Origin of the sequence: Streptomyces anatolicus (genome assembly GCF_019400875.1) — a bacterium.
Classification (GTDB): domain Bacteria; phylum Actinomycetota; class Actinomycetes; order Streptomycetales; family Streptomycetaceae; genus Streptomyces; species Streptomyces anatolicus.
This window is the reverse complement of record NZ_WMBF01000017.1, coordinates 17,637-35,634: the sequence shown is the minus strand read 5'-3', so window position 1 is coordinate 35,634 and position 17,998 is coordinate 17,637. Positions and strand designations below refer to the sequence as shown.

General features: G+C 68.9%; 15 protein-coding genes and 1 pseudogene. 7 read left to right on the top strand and 9 right to left on the bottom strand.

What is annotated here, in order from left to right; genetic code table 11:
• The 4 genes and pseudogenes from GKQ77_RS03810 to GKQ77_RS03795 form a co-directional block, all read right to left on the bottom strand.
• Positions 1–916, bottom strand: a pseudogene (locus GKQ77_RS03810) (hypothetical protein); the annotation flags it as partial.
• 165 nt (positions 917–1,081) lie between these two features.
• On the bottom strand, positions 1,082–1,450 hold the full coding sequence (locus GKQ77_RS03805) for a DUF6113 family protein (protein WP_258020799.1): 369 nt from the start codon (positions 1,448–1,450) through the stop codon (positions 1,082–1,084).
• Positions 1,451–1,587: 137 nt separating this feature from the next.
• Positions 1,588–2,511, bottom strand: a complete 924-nt coding sequence (mshB, locus tag GKQ77_RS03800) for an N-acetyl-1-D-myo-inositol-2-amino-2-deoxy-alpha-D-glucopyranoside deacetylase (RefSeq protein WP_219687239.1) — start codon at positions 2,509–2,511, stop codon at positions 1,588–1,590.
• 77 nt (positions 2,512–2,588) lie between these two features.
• Entirely contained in the window at positions 2,589–2,783 is a 195-nt protein-coding gene (locus GKQ77_RS03795) for a hypothetical protein (protein WP_055548403.1), read from the bottom strand.
• Positions 2,784–2,930: 147 nt separating this feature from the next.
• Here GKQ77_RS03795 and GKQ77_RS03790 point away from each other — a divergent pair, with 147 nt between their 5' ends.
• A complete protein-coding gene (locus GKQ77_RS03790) occupies positions 2,931–5,108 on the top strand; it encodes a S9 family peptidase (protein WP_258020795.1) in 2,178 nt (725 codons plus the stop codon).
• Positions 5,109–5,127: 19 nt separating this feature from the next.
• Here GKQ77_RS03790 and GKQ77_RS03785 read toward each other — a convergent pair whose 3' ends face one another.
• The 5 genes from GKQ77_RS03785 to GKQ77_RS03765 are packed head-to-tail and all read right to left on the bottom strand — an operon-like array spanning position 5,128 to position 10,767.
• Positions 5,128–6,168, bottom strand: coding sequence for an ABC transporter ATP-binding protein (locus tag GKQ77_RS03785; RefSeq protein WP_219687238.1), 1,041 nt, complete (start codon positions 6,166–6,168; stop codon positions 5,128–5,130).
• Positions 6,155–7,201 carry an ABC transporter ATP-binding protein gene (locus GKQ77_RS03780; protein ID WP_219687237.1) on the bottom strand — a complete coding sequence of 349 codons (1,047 nt, stop codon included), beginning with the start codon at positions 7,199–7,201 and terminating at the stop codon, positions 6,155–6,157. Before GKQ77_RS03780 ends, GKQ77_RS03785 begins: the two co-directional genes overlap by 14 nt.
• Before the next feature lie 6 nt (positions 7,202–7,207).
• Positions 7,208–8,194, bottom strand: a complete 987-nt coding sequence (locus tag GKQ77_RS03775) for an ABC transporter permease (RefSeq protein ID WP_219687236.1) — start codon at positions 8,192–8,194, stop codon at positions 7,208–7,210.
• Positions 8,187–9,110, bottom strand: a complete 924-nt coding sequence (locus tag GKQ77_RS03770; RefSeq protein ID WP_219687235.1) for an ABC transporter permease — start codon at positions 9,108–9,110, stop codon at positions 8,187–8,189. Before GKQ77_RS03770 ends, GKQ77_RS03775 begins: the two co-directional genes overlap by 8 nt.
• A 19-nt stretch (positions 9,111–9,129) precedes the next feature.
• Entirely contained in the window at positions 9,130–10,767 is a 1,638-nt protein-coding gene (locus GKQ77_RS03765) for a peptide ABC transporter substrate-binding protein (protein ID WP_219687234.1), read from the bottom strand.
• 393 nt (positions 10,768–11,160) lie between these two features.
• Here GKQ77_RS03765 and GKQ77_RS03760 point away from each other — a divergent pair, with 393 nt between their 5' ends.
• The 6 genes from GKQ77_RS03760 to GKQ77_RS03735 all read left to right on the top strand — a co-directional run bounded on the left by GKQ77_RS03760 (position 11,161) and on the right by GKQ77_RS03735 (position 17,953).
• A complete protein-coding gene (locus GKQ77_RS03760; RefSeq protein WP_219687233.1) occupies positions 11,161–12,186 on the top strand; it encodes an ABC transporter permease in 1,026 nt (341 codons plus the stop codon).
• Between the two features lie 81 nt (positions 12,187–12,267).
• Complete coding sequence (locus tag GKQ77_RS03755) at positions 12,268–14,049, top strand: ABC transporter substrate-binding protein (protein WP_219687232.1); 1,782 nt, start codon at positions 12,268–12,270, stop codon at positions 14,047–14,049.
• Between the two features lie 84 nt (positions 14,050–14,133).
• Positions 14,134–15,114: an ABC transporter permease gene (locus tag GKQ77_RS03750; RefSeq protein WP_219687231.1), complete on the top strand. Its 981-nt coding sequence runs from the start codon at positions 14,134–14,136 to the stop codon at positions 15,112–15,114.
• 12 nt (positions 15,115–15,126) lie between these two features.
• Positions 15,127–16,206 (top strand): ABC transporter ATP-binding protein, encoded by a 1,080-nt coding sequence (locus tag GKQ77_RS03745; protein WP_219687230.1) that lies wholly within the window; start codon positions 15,127–15,129, stop codon positions 16,204–16,206.
• 26 nt (positions 16,207–16,232) lie between these two features.
• Complete coding sequence (locus GKQ77_RS03740) at positions 16,233–17,273, top strand: ABC transporter ATP-binding protein (protein WP_219687228.1); 1,041 nt, start codon at positions 16,233–16,235, stop codon at positions 17,271–17,273.
• Between the two features lie 194 nt (positions 17,274–17,467).
• Positions 17,468–17,953, top strand: a complete 486-nt coding sequence (locus GKQ77_RS03735) for a ricin-type beta-trefoil lectin domain protein (RefSeq protein ID WP_219687227.1) — start codon at positions 17,468–17,470, stop codon at positions 17,951–17,953.
• Positions 17,954–17,998 lie beyond the last annotated feature (45 nt).

Below are 17,998 nucleotides of genomic sequence, written 5' to 3'. Positions count from 1 at the left end.
CGCCCGGGCCGCCGGGGCCGGGTGCCGTGGGGCGCGGGCCGGGCGTGGGCGGCGTCAGCGGGCTGTCGCCGGTGACGGGGCCGCCGGTCGGGCCCGCGGGGCCACGGGAGTCCTGGGGGCCGCCGGTGCCCGGGCCCGAGGAGAAGTACGGCAGGTCGCCGCCCTGCGGGGTCCCCGAGCCGAGGGGGCCCGACGCGACGGCGCCGGACACGTCGTAGGGGCCGGTGCCGGGGCCGCCGGGGCCGTTCATGCCGGTGCTGGGGCCGCCGGGGCCGCCAGGGGCTCCCGGGCCACCCGAGCCGCCCGAACCGGTCGCCGAGGGGCCGCCGTTGACCGGCGCCCCGCCCGCGCCCGGTACGCCGCCCGTCGCCTCGCCCGGCGCACCGCTCTCGCCCCGCGCGGGCTTGCGCGGCGCGAACCAGTCGCTCGTCTTCTCGCCGGCCGCGCCGGAACCGCCCGCGCCGCCCTCACCGGGTGCGGACCCCGCACCCGAACCGGAACCGCCAGAAAGGTCCCCGCCGGAAGCGTCCCCCCTCGCGGCGCCCGCGTCCCCCGCGCCGGGAGCCCCCGGCGCGCTGGCGTCACGGCGGCTCTCGTCGCCCTCGTACGAGGCGTCGCCGCGCGAGCCACCGCCCGCGTCGCCGCGCGAGCCGCCCTCGTCGCCGACGGGCGTACGCATGACGACCGGCGGGATGGGCCGCGAACCGGGGATGTTGATCCGGATCCGGGTGGTCAGCGTGGTCTGGGTCTCGGGCTCTTCGGGCCGCTCGTCGGCGGCCTGCCGCCGCCGGCCGTCCGCGCCGCCGTCGGCGGCTGCGCCCTGTGCCGGGGAGCCGTAGGGCGGCGTCCCCGAGGGGTATGCGGCTCCGCCGCGCCCCTGGGGCCCGGGGGACGAACTGTCAGTTTCACGACTCAAGGCAGGTTCTCCTGGTTGACTCCGCCGCCCGTCTCGACCTCATCCGGGGTCCCCCCCGGCCGGAGGTTGGGGAGGCTCGGCGGCCGCACCACCATACTGGCCGCCGTCGGCGCTCTTCCTGTGACCGGCGTCAAACCCGTGCGGGACGCGGGCCGAAGTGGTACGTCACTTGCCAAGTCGGGCGGCGGGCCCGCCCGGTTGCGGCCGCCGGCCGAGGGTGGCACACATCACAGCCACCACCATGCCGCCGGCCAGGAAGCCGTACGAGCCCGGACCCGCCTCGAAGAGGAAGTCCCCTTCGGGTCTGGTGGCGGTGAGCAGCATGACGGCGACCAGCCACCCGACGGCGGGCGCGACGGCCCCCGCCCCGGTGCCGACGGCCCGCGCCCCGCCGTAGAAGACACCGGCGGCGCCGAGGAGGGCGAGCAGCAACCCGGCGGGGAAGAACCCGCCTTGGACGAGCGCGCCCGCCGCGCCCACGACGGCGCCGAGCACGAAGAGACCGGCGTACGCGGCGACTCGTCCCGCTCTCAGGGGCTGCGCGAGGAAGCTCCCCGCGGGCGCGGTGGGCGCCGGATCCGACGCCGAAGCCGACGCCGACCCAGACGACCCTGACGAACCAGACGACCCTGACGCAGCGGAGCCCGAAGACGACGCTCGAGATCGCGTACTCACAGCCCGGTCACCTCAGTCACATCCATCACCTTTTCGAGCCCCGCGAAGAGATCCGTCTCGCGGGCACCGTCCTGACGCGACATCTCTCCCCGCACGAGTTCGTAGTACTCCACCTCGAAGATGGGCTGGGCGAGATCGTTCGAGAGGACGAACAGCGGTTCGCTCACCGTGATCTGGGTGGCGTGGGCCCGCATCGCCGCCGCCTTGGCCGCCTTGTAGGGGGTGCCGTCGATCTCCGTCGTGATCCGCTCGTCGTCCGTGACGCCCGGCACGTCCGCGACGGCGGCGGGGGTCGTGAACGGCGAGAACCGCAGCGGGCCCGACATCCACCGGAAGCGCTCCTCGACCACGGACCGCGGCGCGCGGTTCCAGTAGATCTTGCCGATGGTGTGCGGCTCGCCGAGGTCGGCGCGGAAGGCGGGCTCGGCCGCGAGGTCGGCGGCGCGCATGGCGACGCGGTGCGCCTGGATGTGGTCGGGGTGGCCGTACCCGCCGTCCGGGTCGTAGGTGACGAGGACCTGCGGCCGTACCTCGCGGATCACCTCGACGAGGTGCGCGGCCGCCTCGTCGACGTCGGCCGCCCAGAAGGCTCCGGGGCGGTGGTTCTGTTCGAGACCCATCATCCCGGAGTCGCGGTAGCGGCCGGTGCCGCCGAGGAAGCGGTGGTCGGTGACGCCCAGTTCCTTCATGGCGGCGGCCAGTTCCCCGATGCGCTGGGCGCCCAGGGAGTCCTCGCGGTCGGCGGCGAGGTGGGCGAGCTCGGCCGGGATGACCTCGCCCTCCTCGCCCAGCGTGCAGGTCACCAACGTGACATGGGCGCCCTCGGCCGCGTACTTGGCCATGGTCGCGCCATTGTTGATCGACTCGTCGTCTGGGTGCGCGTGCACGAGCAGCAGGCGCCGGGCGGGCGGTTCCGTCATGGGACCACCCTACGAGGGCCGCGCGAGAGCGCCCCAGGAGGCCGCGCGGAACCCGCCCGCCAGGGCGCCGGTGCGGGTCAGAACTTGATGTCGCCGATCATCCCCGCCACATTCGTCGTCAGCTCGCTGATCGTCGGCGCGACGGACGAGCTGGCCAGGTAGAAGCCGAGCAGCGTACAGACGACCGCGTGCCCCGCTTTCAGCCCTGACTTCTTGACCAGCAGGAAGACGATGATCGCCAGCAGCACCACCGCCGAAATCGAGAGTGCCACGGCGGTCACCTCCAAGTCGTTGCCGTAACCCAGTGCGGACGCCAGCGGGTTCATACCCACCAAGCGCTACGGATCATAACTATCCGTGCGGACGCATGAGTCGGAGCACGGCAGCACAGGGGGGCGCATGCGCCATAGGGTCGGGAGATGACGACCGAGAACCCCGGAATCCCCATGCCCGACGGCAGCCCGGCGCGGCGGGTCTCCTTCCCGCGCGAGAACGCGCGGACGCAGCGCTTCACTCTCGGCGCGCCCCGCGCCTTCACCGTCGCGCCCGACGGGTCGCGGGTGGTGTTCCTGCGCTCGTCCTCCGGCACCGACCCGGTGGGCGCGCTCTGGGTCCTTGACCTGGCGGGCGGCGCCGTCGAGCGGGTGGCGGCGGATCCGGGGGTGCTGCTCGGCGGCGCCGCCGAGCGGCTCTCCCCCCGGGAGCGGGCGCGGCGCGAGCGCAGCCGGCAGGGCGGCGCGGGCATCGTGGAGTACGCGACGGACGCCGCGGTGGAGCTGGCCGCGTTCGCGCTTTCGGGCCGCCTCTACACGGCGGAGCTGCGCGCGGGCACCACACGCCGGCTCCCCGCGCGGGGCCCGGTGATCGACCCGCGCCCCTCGCCCGACGGCCGTCATGTCGCGTACGTGTCCGGCGGCGCCCTGCGCGTGACGGGCGCCGACGGCGAGGGGGACAGGGCGCTCGCGGAGCCGGAATCCGGCCACGCGGAGACGGTCACCTACGGCCTCGCGGAGCATGTCGCGGCCGAGTCGATGGCGCGGCACCGCGGCTTCTGGTGGTCGCCCGACTCCGACCGGCTGCTCGTCGCGCGGGTCGACGACGCCCCGGTCGAGCGCTGGTGGATCGCCGATCCCGCGCACCCGGACCGCGAGCCCGTCAAGGTCGCCTATCCGGCGGCGGGCACGGCGAATGCCGACGTACGGCTGTTCGTCCTCGGTCTCGACGGGTCGCGCACCGAGGTGGTGTGGGACCGCGTCCGCCACCCCTATCTCGCCCGGGTGCACTGGTCGGCGGAGAGCGCCCCGCTGGTGCTCGTGCAATCCCGCGACCAGCGGAGCCAGTCGTACCTCGCGGTCAATCCCGAGGACGGTTCGACACGGATGGTGCACGCCGAGGAGGACGCCGACTGGCTGGAACTTTTCCCTGGAGTGCCCTGCTGGTCCCCCAGCGGCAAGCTGGTGCGGATCGTCGACGAGGGCGGCGCGCGGGTCCTCGCCTGGGGCGAACGGCCGCTGACCGGAGCGCAGTTGCACGTCCGGGCGGTCCTGGACGTGACCGAGGAGGACATCCTCGTCTCGGCGTCGGCGGGTGCGGCGGCGGCCGACCCCGAGATCGGCGAGGTGCATGTCTACCGCGTCAACGAACTGGGTGTGGAACGCCTCTCGCGGGAACCCGGTGTGCACTCGGCGGTGCGTGCGGGCGGTCTCACCGTGCTCGTCTCGGCCGCCCTCGACCGGCCCGGCGCCCGGGTCCAGGTGCTGCGCGACGGCAAGCGGGTCGCCACCGTCGCCTCACACGCCCGGCGCCCGGGGCTCACGCCGCGCGTGACGCTCACGGAAGGGGGCACGCGCCGGATCCCGTGCGCCGTCCTGCTCCCCACGGAGTACAAGGCGGCGGACGGGCCACTTCCGGTACTCCTCGATCCGTACGGCGGTCCGCGCGGTCAGCGTGTGCAGTGTGCGCAGGGCGTCTTCCTGACCTCACAGTGGTTCGCCGATCAGGGGTTCGCGGTGATCGTGGCGGACGGCCGCGGTACACCGGGGCGCTCCCCCGCCTGGGAGAAGTCGATCAGGAACGACCTCACGGTGACGCTCGACGACCAGGTCGACGCCCTGCACTCCCTCGCGGCGACCGGGGAGTACCCCCTGGACCTGGACCGGGTGGCGATCCGCGGCTCGTCCTACGGCGGCTACCTCGCGGCGATGGCCGCGCTGCGCCGCCCCGACGTGTTCCACGCGGCGGTGGCCATCGCGCCGGTGTCGGACCTGCGGCTGTACGACACGCACTACGAGGAGCGGTATCTGGGCGATCCGACCCGGAACCCGCAGACCTACCGGCACAACTCGCTGGTCTGGGACGACGGTCTGGTCGATGCGGCCGAGCCGCACCGGCCGATGCTGATCGTGCACGGCCTCGCCGACGACAACGTGGTGGTGGCGCACTCCTTGCGGCTCTCCTCGGCGCTGCTCGCCGAGGGGCGTCCGCATGAGGTGCTGCCCCTGTCGGGCGTGACGCACATGATGGCGCACGAGCGGGTCGCGGAGAATCTGCTCGATCTCCAAGTGGGCTTCCTGAAGCGGTCGCTGGGGCTCGCGTAGAGGTCCTGCGGGGCCCCGGCTACGGCACGACCTGCTTCTCCTCGGCGAAGTGGCAGGCGGAGTCGTGTGCCGCGGGCCCCTGCTCGTAACGGAACTCCGCGGGGACCGCCAGCGCCGGCACCTCCAGGGCGCACCGCTCCCGCGCCTTCCAGCAGCGGGTGCGGAACCGGCAGCCCGAGGGCGGGTTGGCGGGCGAGGGCACGTCTCCGCTGAGGATGATCCGCTCCCGGTGCTCGCGCGCCTCGGGGTCGGGGACCGGCACGGCGGAGAGCAGCGCCTGGGTGTAGGGGTGCGTCGGATGCTCGTAGATCTCCTCGTCGGAGCCGGTCTCGACGATCCGTCCGAGGTACATGACGCCGACCCGGTCGGAGATGTGCCGCACGATCGACAGGTCATGGGCGATGAAGACGTAGCTCAGGTCGAACTCGTTCTGCAGCTGGTCGAGGAGGTTGATGACCTGCGCCTGGACGGAGACGTCGAGCGCGGAGACCGGCTCGTCGGCGACGATGATCTCGGGGCGCAGCGCGAGGCCGCGGGCGATGCCGATGCGCTGGCGCTGGCCGCCGGAGAACTGGTGCGGGTAGCGGTTGATGTACTCGGGGTTGAGGCCGACCACGTCGAGGAGTTCCTGGACCTTCTGGCGCCGCGAGCCCTTGGGGGCGACCTCGGGGTGGATCTCGAAGGGCTCCCCGATGATGTCGCCGACGGTCATCCGGGGGTTCAGGGAGGTGTAGGGGTCCTGGAACACCATCTGGATGTTGCGGCGTACGGCCTTCAGGGCGCGGCCGGAGAGTTTGGTGATGTCCTCGCCCTTGTAGCGGATCTCGCCCGCGGTGGGCCGCTCCAGGTTGACGAGCATCTTGGCGACCGTCGACTTGCCGCAGCCGGACTCCCCGACGATGCCGAGCGTCTCGCCCTGGACGAGGTCGAAGTCGACGCCGTCCACGGCCTTGACCGCGCCGACCTGCTTGCGGATGAGGACGCCCTGGGTCAGGGGGTAGTGCTTGACCAGGCCGCGCACCTGGAGGATAGGTTCGCGCCCGGGTTCAGCGTGCGGCATCGAGCGTCTCCTTCCAGAAGTGGCAGGCGCTTCTGCGCTCCGCGACGAGCCCTTCGTACGTGACGCGCGCGAGCGGTGGCTCCTCGGTGACGCAGATGTCCTGGGCCAGGGGGCAGCGGGGGTGGAAGGCGCAGCCGGGCGGGATGTTCATGAGGTTCGGCGGCAGGCCCTTGATGGCGTAGAGGTCCTGGCCCTTCTGGTCGAGGCGCGGGATGGACTCCAGCAGGCCGCGGGTGTACGGGTGGGCGGGCGCGCGGTAGATCTCGTGGACGGGGGCCTTCTCGACGATGCGGCCCGCGTACATCACGGCGATGGTGTCGGCGACGTCCGCGACGACGCCGAGGTCGTGGGTGATGAGGATCAGGCCCATGTTCATCTCGCGCTGGAGTTCGGCGAGGAGGTCCATGACCTGCGCCTGGACGGTGACGTCGAGGGCGGTGGTCGGCTCGTCGGCGATGATCAGGGAGGGTTCGAGGGCCATCGCCATGGCGATCATGATGCGCTGGCGCATGCCGCCGCTGAACTGGTGCGGGTACTGGCCGACGCGTTCGCGGGCGGCCGGGATGCGCACGCGGTCCATCAGCTCGATGGCCTTGGCCTTGGCGTCCTTCCTGGACATGCCCCGGTGGACGACGTACATCTCGCCGAGCTGTTCGCCGACGCTCAGGACCGGGTTCAGGGACGACAGCGCGTCCTGGAAGATCATCGCCATGCCGGCGCCGCGGACCTGGCGCCGCTCGTCCTCCTTGAGCGTGAGGAGGTCGCGGCCCTGGAAGAGGATCTGGCCCGCCGTGATGCGCCCCGGCGGCATGTCGAGGATGCCCATGACGGCCTGGGCGGTCACGGACTTGCCCGAGCCCGACTCACCGAGCACGGCGAGCGTCTCGCCCGCGCTGACGGCGTAGTCCACGCCGTTGACGGCCTTGGCGACGCCGTCCCTGGTCCGGAACTCGACGTGCAGGTCGCGCACTTCGAGCAGCTTGGACGGCTGGTGCCCGCCGGGGGCGGCGGCCTCGGATGCCACGGTTGCCATGGGCGCCTACCTCAGCTTCGGGTCGAGGGCGTCGCGCACCGCGTCGCCGAGCATGATGAACGCGAGCACGGTGACCGCCAGCGCGCCGGCCGGCCAGAGCAGCATGTGCGGGGCGTTGCGGATGTAGACGGAGGCGGCGGAGATGTCGATGCCCCAGCTGACGGTCGGGGGCTTCAGGCCGACGCCGAGGTAGGAGAGCGTGGCCTCCAGCGCGATGAACGTGCCCAGCGCGATGGTCGCCACGACGATGACGGGGGCGACGGCGTTCGGGGCGATGTGGCGCAGCAGCATCCGGGAGTTCGAGGCGCCGAGGGCCCGCGCCGCCTGGACGTAGTCGTTCTGCTTGGCGGTGATGACGGAGCCGCGTGCGATGCGGGAGATCTGCGGCCAGCCGAGCAGCACCATGAAGCCGACCACGGGCCAGACGGTGGAGCTGGTGACCACGGAGAGGAGCACCAGGCCGCCGAGGACGACGGGGATGGCGAAGAAGACGTCGGTGACGCGGGAGAGGATCGCGTCCCACACGCCGCCGAAGAACCCGGCGAGGCCGCCGAGGACGCTGCCGAGGAGGGCGACGCCGAGGGTGGCGCAGACGCCGACGGTGACGGAGACCCGCGCGCCGTACACGACCCGGGTGTAGACGTCGCAGCCCTGCTCGTTGAAGCCGAACGGGTGGCCGGGTGCGGAGCCCTTCTGCGCGTTGGCGAGGTCGCAGGCGAGCGGGTTGCCGGTGGCGATGAGCGAGGGCCACAGCGAGATGACGACGAGGAAGACGATGATCAGGCCCGAGACCAGGAAGACCGGGTTGTGCCGCAGGTCCCGCCAGGCGTCCGACCAGAGGCTGCGCGCGGGCGCGGCGGGGCCGGTGCCGTCGGGGCCCTTCCCTGGCTGCTGTGGCTTCTCCAGCGAGGTCGCCTCGCTCGCGGCGAGGTCCATCGCGCCGCCCGCGCCGGTCGCCGCGATGGCGCGCTCCGGCTGATGGGGTTCAGGCATAGCGGATCCTGGGGTCGAGTACGGCGTACAGGAGGTCGACGATCAGGTTGGCCAGCAGGAAGACCAGGACAAGGACGGTCACGAAGCCGACGACGGTCTGGGTGCTCTGACGCAGGATGCCCTGGTAGAGCTGGAAGCCGACGCCGTGGATGTTGAAGATCCGCTCGGTGACGATCGCGCCGCCCATCAGCGCGCCGACGTCCGTGCCGATGAAGGTGACGACGGGGATGAGGGAGTTGCGCAGCAGGTGCCGGGTGATGACGCGGCGGCGGGGCAGGCCCTTGGCGATGGCGGTGCGGACGTAGTCGGCGCGGCGGTTCTCCGCGATGGAGGTGCGGGTCAGCCGGGTCACGTATGCCAGGGAGACCGAGGCGAGGACGAGGCCGGGGACCAGGAGTTCGTCGAAGGGCGCCTCGCTGGAGACGGACGGTTTGATGACGCCCCACTGGACGCCGAGGAGCAGTTGCAGCACGAGGCCGGTGACGAAGGTGGGCACGGAGATCACGACGAGGGTGAGGAGCAGTACGGCGGTGTCGATCGGCCGCCCGCGCCGCAGCCCGGTGAGCACGCCCAGCGAGATCCCGATGACGATCTCGAAGACGATGGCGACGATGGTGAGCCGGATGGTGACGGGGAAGGCGGCCCCCATCAGCTCGGTGACCTTCTGGCCGTTGAAGGCGGTGCCGAAGTCGCCGGTGAAGACGTTGCCCATGTACGTCGCGTATTGCTGCCAGACCGGCTTGTCGAGGCCGAACTCCTTCTTCAGCCGGACGGCCGTGGCGGGGTCGCACTTCCGGTCCCCGCACAGGCCCGCGACGGGGTCGCCCATCACGTTCACCATCAGGAAGATCAGCAGAGTGGCGCCGAAGAAGACCGGGATCATCTGCAGCAGACGCCGGATCACATAACGTCCCATGGGGGCCGCTCCCGGCTTCTCAGTCGACCTTGATCTGGTCGTACACCGGCACGCTGAACTGGTTCAGCGAGACGTCGGAGACCTTGTCGGAGTAGCCCGCGCTGCCGTTCTGGTACCAGAGCGGGATGGCCGGCATCTTCCGGGCGAGGATCTTCTCGGCTTCCTGGAACTTGGCGACGGCCTTGGCGTTGTCGGTCTCGCCGTTGGCCTCGTTGACGAGCTTGTCGAACTCCTTGTCGGAGAACTTGCCGTCGTTGGACGAGGCGTCGGTGTAGTAGTTCGGCTCCAGGAAGTTCTGGATCAGCGGGTAGTCCATCTGCCAGCCCGCGCGCCAGGCGCCGTCCAGCTCCTGCTGGGAGGCCTTGCTGCGGAAGTCGGCGAAGGTGCCCACCGGGTTGCCGACGCAGGCCTTGTCCTTCTCGAGCGCCTTGTTGATGGAGTTGCAGACGGCGTCGACCCACTCCTTGTGGGAGCCGGTGTCCGCGTTGTACGTGACCTTCAGCTGGCCGCCGGGGATGCCGCCGCCCTCCTCGACCAGCTCCCTGGCCTTGGCGGCGTCGTACTCGCAGGCGTCGCCGCAGAGCCCGGCCTTGTAGCCGCCGTCCTCGCCGAGCACCGGGGAGGTCCAGTCGGTGGCGGGGGTCCGCGTCTTCTGGAAGATGGTCTCGGTGATCTGCTCGCGGTTGATCGCCATGGACAGGCCCCGGCGGACCTTCTCCCTGCCCGGCTTGGTCCACTCGCTGTCGTAGAAGGGGAAGGCGAGGGTCTGGATGATGCCGGCGGGGGTGTTGATGTACCGGTCGCCGAGGTCGCTCTTGGCGTTCCTGAGCTGGGCCGCGGGCACGTCGTCGACGAGGTCGAGGTTGCCCGCCATCAGGTTGGTGTAGGCGGTGTTGTTGTCGGTGTAGACCACCATGTCCACGCCGCCGTTGCGCGCCTTGTCGGGACCGGGGTAGGCGTCCCACTTGCGCAGGGACATCTTCGAGCCCTTGGTGTACGAGTCCACGGTGTACGGCCCGTTGCCCACGGGCTGGGAGAGCCAGGCGTCGTGGTCGTCGTAGAACGCCTTGGGCAGGGGCGCGAAGGTGGGGTAGCCGAGGGTGTCGGGCCAGGTGGAGAACTTCTGGGTGAGCTTGACGGTGAACGTCCTGCCGTCGACGACCTTCAGCCCGGAGAGGGTCTTGGCGCTCGGGTCGCCCTTCTCGGGGTGGACCTTGTCGTAACCCTCGATGTAGCCGAAGAAGTACGCGTTCTTCTGGTTGTTCTCCAGGTTCGCGCCGTAGTTCCAGGCGTCCACGAAGGACTTGGCGGTGACCTTCTCGCCGTTGCTGAAGGTCCAGTTGTCCTTGATCTTGACCGTGAAGTTCTGCGCGTCCTTCGACTCGATCGACTCGGCGACCATGTCCTTGGCCTCGCCGGTCTTCGGGTCGTACCGCTTGAGGCCGCGGAAGACCATGTCGAGGATCTTGCCGCCCTGGACCTCGTTCGTGTTCGCCGGTTCGAGGGGGTTCTGCGGGTCGCCCCAGGAGGAGGTGACGATGCCGGAGCCGTCCCCGCCGCCACCGCCGCCGTCTCCGCCGCCGCCGCCACAGGCGGTCGCCGCGAGGGTGACGGCCACCGCGCATGCGGCCCACTTGGCGTGCGTGGCTCCACGCATGGAGTCCTCCTGTTCCGGGCTTTCACCGTGCTCCGAGTCGCTTACCGGTCAATATCACCGCAGAAAGCACGAACCGCACATTTATCCCACCCATATGAGGAGCGTATGAGTCCGAGCCCATCCGGATGTACGCATTCCGAGACATCGGTGCCCGAATATCGGACTCATTGCCGGTCTTGCCCGGATTGGCCCGAGCTTGTCCATCACGCTTGATTACGCCAAGGCAATGCTACGTCCTTGATTAAGTAAAGACTTGACCAAGATTCCCAAGAGCCCATCAAGGCGACCGAACATTCATTGACCGCGTGGGAAACGCCTTGCGAAAGTCGCGCCTAGCCCGTAGGTGCTGGTTGTCCTGCGGAATCCTGATGACCCCTCCGGGCCTGGAGCGCCATGACCTCGCCAACTCCCGCCGCCGCCGCCACTCTTGAAGTGACGGACAAAACCGACGGTTCCCCTTCCATGCCCAAGAAGCAGGGCGGCGAGGGCCGTTCGCCGGGGCGGCTTGCCTGGGCCCGGTTCAAGAGGGACAAGTCGGGTGTGATCGCCGCATGTGTGGTGATCTTCTTCTTCGTCATCGCCCTCTGTGCGCCGCTGATCGCCAAGGCCTACGGGAAAAACCCGTACGACACCTACGGACTTGACCAGCCGGGCCTGCTCAACGACTTCAACTACCCGGTGAAGGCGAACGGAGGCATCGACGGGGAGTTCTGGTTCGGTATCGAGCCGGTACTCGGCCGAGACGTCTTCACCTTCCTCCTCTACGGCATCCGCAACTCCCTGTTGATCGCAGCCGTGACGACGATCCTGGTGACCATGCTCGGGATCACCGTCGGTGTCACCGCCGGATACCTCGGCGGCAAGACCGACTACCTCGTCGGCCGGATCATCGACATTCTGCTGGCCTTCCCCTCCACACTCTTCTACATCGCCTTCTTCCCGGTGATGATCTCGGTCCTGGTCAACCCCGAGGACAAGATCCCGCTTTGGCTGACCGTCACCAGCCTCATCACGGTGATGACCGCCTTCGGCTGGGCACCCATGGCCCGCCTTCTGCGCGGCGAAGTACTCGCCCTGCGCGAGCGGGAGTTCGTGGAGGCGGCCAAGGTCACGGGAGCCTCGCCGGCGCGCATCATCTTCAAGGAACTGCTTCCGAATCTGTGGACGCCGATCCTGATCCAGGCGACGCTCGCGCTACCCCTGTTCGTCACCGCCGAGGCGGGGCTCGCCTTCCTTGGTGTCGGACTCGAGGAGCCCACGCCTGACTGGGGCGTGATGATCCAGAACGGCTCGAAGTACTACCAGGACGACATCACGTTCATGGTGTTCCCGGGTCTCGCCATGGTGATCTTCGTGGTCGCCTTCAACCTCCTCGGCGACTCGGTGCGCGACGCGCTCGACCCGAAGACCAAACGCTGACACTCCCCGGGACCGGCACGCGCGACGGGGCCGCGCCGGTCCGCTCTTCGCTCTTTTCCTTCACACAGGGTTGGTAGTCACATGGCAATCTCACGCAGGAATCTCCTCATTTCGACATCCGTGGCGGCGGGCGGCTCGCTCGTCCTGTCCGCGTGCAGCGGTGGCGACTCGGGCGGCGGTGGCGGCTCGCACGGAGGTGCCACGGAGTACACGAACGCGTCGGTGAAGATCGGCACCAAGGAGGACTCGACCGGGCCGGCGCCCGAGGTCCCCGGCGGGAAGAAGGGCGGCACAATCTACGGCGTCGCCGAGGACGACGTGTCGCACCTGGACCCGCAGCGAATCTACTTCGCGTACAACTCCTCCATCGCCAACCTCTTCGCGCGCTGCCTCACCGGCTACCAGACCGACATGAAGGGCCGCCAGACCCTCGTCGGAGACCTCGCCACCGACACGGGCACAGCTTCCGACGGCAACAAGACCTGGACCTTCACGCTGAAGGACGGCCTGAAGTGGCAGGACGGCAGCGAGCTCACGGTCGACGATGTGCGGCACGGCTTCGAGCGCGGCTGGGCCCCCTTCGTCACCGAGGGTGCCATCTACGTCCAGCAGGCGCTCACCGGGAAGGGCGCCAAGTGGCGTGACGCGTACGAGGGTCCGTACAAGGGCAAGCACCTGGACTCGATCGTCACCGACAAGGCGAAGAAGACCATCACCTTCCATCTGAAGGAAGCACGCCCGGAGTTCAACTTCACCCTGGCGATGCACTCGTACGCCGCCACCCCGGTGAAGCACGACACCAAGGAGAAGTACGACAAGGCGCCCTTCTCCTGCGGCCCCTACATCGTCAAGCACCGCTCCATCGACAAGTCGATGACACTGACGCGCAACAAGCACTGGGACCCGAAGACCGACCCGATCCGCAACGCCTACCCGGACAGCTTCGAGTTCGAATTCGGGCCGACCGGCCCCGAGTCCTGCGACCGCTTCATCGCCGACCAGGGCAAGGACCAGCAGATGGTCGCCATCTACGAGCCGATCCCGGCCGAGCGCATGCAGAAGGTGCTCACCACGCCCGACATCAAGAAGCGCAGCTTCAACGGCCTGTCGTCGGGCACCTACTACTTCGCCATCAACATGAAGCGGGTCACCGACGTCGAGGTCCGCAAGGCCCTCCTCATCGCCTGGCCGCTGGAGCAGAGCCGCAAGATCTACGGCGGTACGACCGCGGGTGACTACGCGACGACGATCCTCAGCCCCGACATCGTCGGCCGCGAGAAGTTCGACCTCTACGGCAAGCTGGACAAGCCGGAGGGAGACGTCAAGAAGGCCCGCGAGATCCTGGAGAAGGCCGGCAAGCTCGGCACGAAGATCGTGTATGCCTTCCCCCGTCGCCCCACTTACGACAAGACCAAGATCGTCATTGAGAAGAACCTGAAGGCCGCGGGCTTCGACCCGGTCATCAAGCCGCTCAACTCGACGGACTTCTACGACCAGGCGCAGCGTCTGGACAACAAGTTCGACGTGATGTGGTTCGGCTGGTCCCCGGACTGGCCGACCGCGTACACCATGATCCAGCCGATGCTCGACGGCACGGCCATAGGTGACGGCCAGAACAACGTCTCCCAGTGCGACGTCCCATGGATCAACGAAGCGATCAAGAAGAACGCCGTCATCTCGGACCCGAAGGAAGCCGGTAAGGCTTGGGCCGCGCTCGACAAGCGGATCATGAAGGAAGTCGTGCCGATCATTCCGGAGACCTACCAGCGCCGTTGGTACCTGCACGGCTCCAAGGTCGGCGGCGCCATCCACGACCCGCAGTTCGCCGCGACGCTGCTCCACAAGACGTACGTCAAGGCCTGACGATCGACCCTCCGGGGCGGGCTCCCGCGCGAGCCCGCCCCGCCCCCACCTCCCTAACGGCATCCGTCAGGAACCCCAACTCCCATGCTCCGCTTCCTCATTCGCCGCACCATCGGCGGCGCGGTGATCCTGCTGATCATCAGTGCGATCGTCTTCCTCCTCTTCTATGCCGCCCCGCGCGATCCCGCTCGTCTGGCCTGCGGCAAGGTCTGCCCGCCCGACACGCTGGCGCTGGTGAAGCACAATCTGGGGATCGCTGATCCGCTGCCCATGCAGTACTGGCACTGGTTCGAGGGCTTGTTCGTCGGCCGCGATTACGACACGTACGGCTTCTGCGACGCGCCTTGCCTCGGCTACTCGTTCCGCAACCGTGAGCCCGTTCTCGCCACCATTCTCGACCGCTTCCCGACCACTGTCTCCCTGTCGCTGGGTGCCGCGGCCGTGTTCGTGGTCTTCGGCGTGGGCACCGGCATGCTGGCCGCCATCAAACAGGGGAAAGCCCTCGACAAGATCGCGTCGTCGGCATCGCTCATCGCTTCCTCGATGCAGATCTACGTCGTGGGCGTCTTCGCCGTGTACCTCCTCACCGACCAGCTGCACCTGCTGGAACGACCCTCGTACACGCCGATCTCGGACAACCCCGCCAAGTGGTTCTCCGGGCTGCTGATCCCGTGGCTTGTCCTCGCGCTCATTTTCACCGCGAATTACACTCGGATGGCTCGCTCCCAGCTGGTCGAGACCATGAGTGAGGACTACGTCCGTACGGCCCGGGCCAAAGGCCTCTCAGCCCGCACGGTCTTCTTCCGCTTCGCCTGGCGCGGTGCGATGGGCCCCATCGTCACGATCTTCGGCCTCGATATCGGTGTACTCCTCGGCGGCGCGATCATCACCGAGAAGACTTTCGCTCTGCACGGCATCGGTGAACTGTCGGTCAAGGCAGTCGACACCAGTGACCTCCCGCTGCTGCTCGGGGTGGTCCTGGTGGCGGCTACAGCGATCGTCGTCTTCAACATCATCGTCGACGCGATCTACGCACTCATCGACCCGCGCGTGCGCCTCGCCTAGGAGCCGGAACCCATGAGCACCCCCTTCCTCTCCGTACGCGACCTGCGCGTCCACTTCTCCACCGAGGACGGCACGGTCAAGGCCGTGGACGGCCTCGACTTCGACCTGGAGCAGGGCAAGACCCTCGGCATCGTCGGCGAGTCCGGCTCCGGCAAGTCCGTCACCAACCTCGCCATCCTCGGCCTGCACCACAAGGACAGCACCACGATCGAGGGCGAGGTCCTGCTCGACGGGCAGGAACTCCTCACCGCCACCGAGCGGGAGCTGGAGAAGCTCCGCGGCAACAAGATGGCGATGATCTTCCAGGACGCGCTGGCCTCCCTCTCGCCGTACCACACCATCGGGCGGCAGATCGGCGAGACGTACCGCAAGCACACCGGCGCCTCCAAGAAGGAGGCGCGGGCGCGGTCGATCGAGATGCTGACGAAGGTCGGCATCCCGCAGCCGGACCTGCGCGTGGACGACTATCCGCACCAGTTCTCCGGCGGTATGCGCCAGCGCGCGATGATCGCGATGTCGCTGGTCTGCGACCCGACGCTGCTGATCGCCGACGAGCCGACGACGGCACTCGACGTGACGGTCCAGGCGCAGATCATGGACCTGCTCAAGGACCTCCAGCAGGAGTTCGGCACGTCGATCATCTTCATCACCCACGACCTCGGTGTGATCGCGGACATCGCCGACGACGTCCTGGTGATGTACGGCGGCCGGTGCGTGGAGCGCGGCACGAAGAAGGAAGTGCTGCGCGCTCCCCAGCACCCGTACACCTGGGGCCTGCTGGGCTCCATGCCGTCCCTGGACGGCCCGGTGGACGTGCCGCTGTCGCCCATCCCCGGCACCCCGCCGAGCCTCCTCAACCCGCCGTCCGGCTGCCGCTTCCACCCTCGGTGCGCGTTCACCGAGCAGGTCGGCGGGGGCCGCTGCTCGGGTGAGCAGCCGCTCCTCGAACTGACCGCGGGCCGGGGCGCCGCCTGCCACCTCACCACCGAGCAGCGGTCGGAGTTCTTCACGGACTTCGCCGGCACGGCGGGTGCCGCGGGCATCGTGGCCGAGGCCAGGCGCGACGCGCACCACGCCGACCGACGCGACTGACGTACAAGAGACGGGACTTCAAGACAATGAGCAGCACCACTCCCACTCCTCTCCTGGATGTCAGCGGGCTGACCAAGCACTTCCCGATCATGGGCGGGTTCCCGTTCAAGCGGAAGATCGGCGCCGTGCAGGCGGTGGACGGACTCGACTTCACCGTCGCCGAGGGCGAGAGCCTTGGCCTGGTCGGTGAGTCCGGCTGCGGCAAGTCGACGACGGGCCGCCTGGTCACGCGCCTCCTGGAGCCGACCGGCGGGCAGATCTCCTACCGCGGGAAGGACATCACGCACGCCTCGCGCAAGGAGCTGGCGCCGGTCCGCTCGGAGATCCAGATGATCTTCCAGGACCCGTACGCGTCGCTGAACCCGCGCCAGACGGTCGGCAAGATCATCTCCGGTCCGATGGAGGTCAACGGCATCAACCCGGCCGGCGGCCGCGAGGCGCGCGTCCGCGAGCTCCTGGAGACGGTCGGGCTCAACCCCGAGCACTACAACCGCTTCCCGCACGAGTTCTCGGGCGGCCAGCGCCAGCGCATCGGGGTGGCCCGCGCCCTGGCCCTCGAACCGAAGCTGATCGTCGCGGACGAGCCGGTCTCGGCCCTGGACGTCTCGATCCAGGCGCAGGTGGTGAACCTGCTGCAGAAGCTCCAGAAGGAGCTGAACATCGCGTTCCTGTTCATCGCCCACGACCTGGCGGTGGTCCGGCACTTCTCGCAGCGGGTCGCGGTCATGTACCTGGGCCGGATCGTGGAGATCGCGGACCGCGAGGACCTGTACGGCAACCCTCGCCACCCGTACACGAAGGCGCTCCTGTCGGCGGTCCCCGAGGCGACCGCGGACGACGTCCCGCGCCGCGAGCGCATCTTGCTCAAGGGCGACGTCCCCTCCCCCGTCAACCCGCCCTCGGGCTGCCGCTTCCGCACGCGCTGCTGGAAGGCGACGGACAAGTGCGCGTCGGAGGACCCGCCCCTGGTCCAGATCGACGGCAACCGAGACGGCCACCTGACGGCCTGCCACTACCCGGAGGACTCGGCGTCCCTGACCCTCCCGGCAGCCCGCAAGTCCCTCTGACGAGCCTCGCCGCCATCTCGGCCTGTCGGAAACTGCGCCCTCCCGAGCTAAGGCGTGGCCGCTCCAGCAGGCCGAGAATACCGGCGAGCGAAAGAAGTAGCTCAAGTTCCCCTCAAATTGCGTGCGCGTCGTCACTCAGAGGCATAGAAATGTTCCCAAGGAGTTAGTCACCCCCCTGACCCGTGGGAGTTTCCGTGAAATTCACCCGTAAGGCCGGAGCAGCCGCGAGCACACTCATCATGTGCGCAACCTTTGGCATCACCAGCACGGAGGCTCACGCCGACGCGCAGGCCATAGTGTTTCACCTCAAGAATGTCTCTACAGGCAAGTGCCTCAAGTGGAACGGACGCGGCAAGGTAATCACGCAAGCGAAGTGCAAGCGCGCCAACAATCAGTACTGGGGCTTCGCCGGTACCCAGCTCATCACCATCGCGGATGATCTCCCGGGCCAGGGTTGTATGACTGCCGCGACCAAGCGGGAGAAGCAGCCCAAGGGTAGGAGCTGCTACGCAGTTGAGGACCAACGGCGCAACTCCTGGTGGGTCTCCTCCGAACAGATCGGCGACGTCACCTCCGTGGCAAACCCGTTGATGGGTCACCTCAGGGTGACGAAGTCCGGGAAAGTGGTGGCCGGAAAGACGGTAAACGGAAATCGCGACCGTTGGAAGATCACCGGTTGACCCGCACGTGAAACCATGCATGCGCAGAATTGGGGTGCATGCACG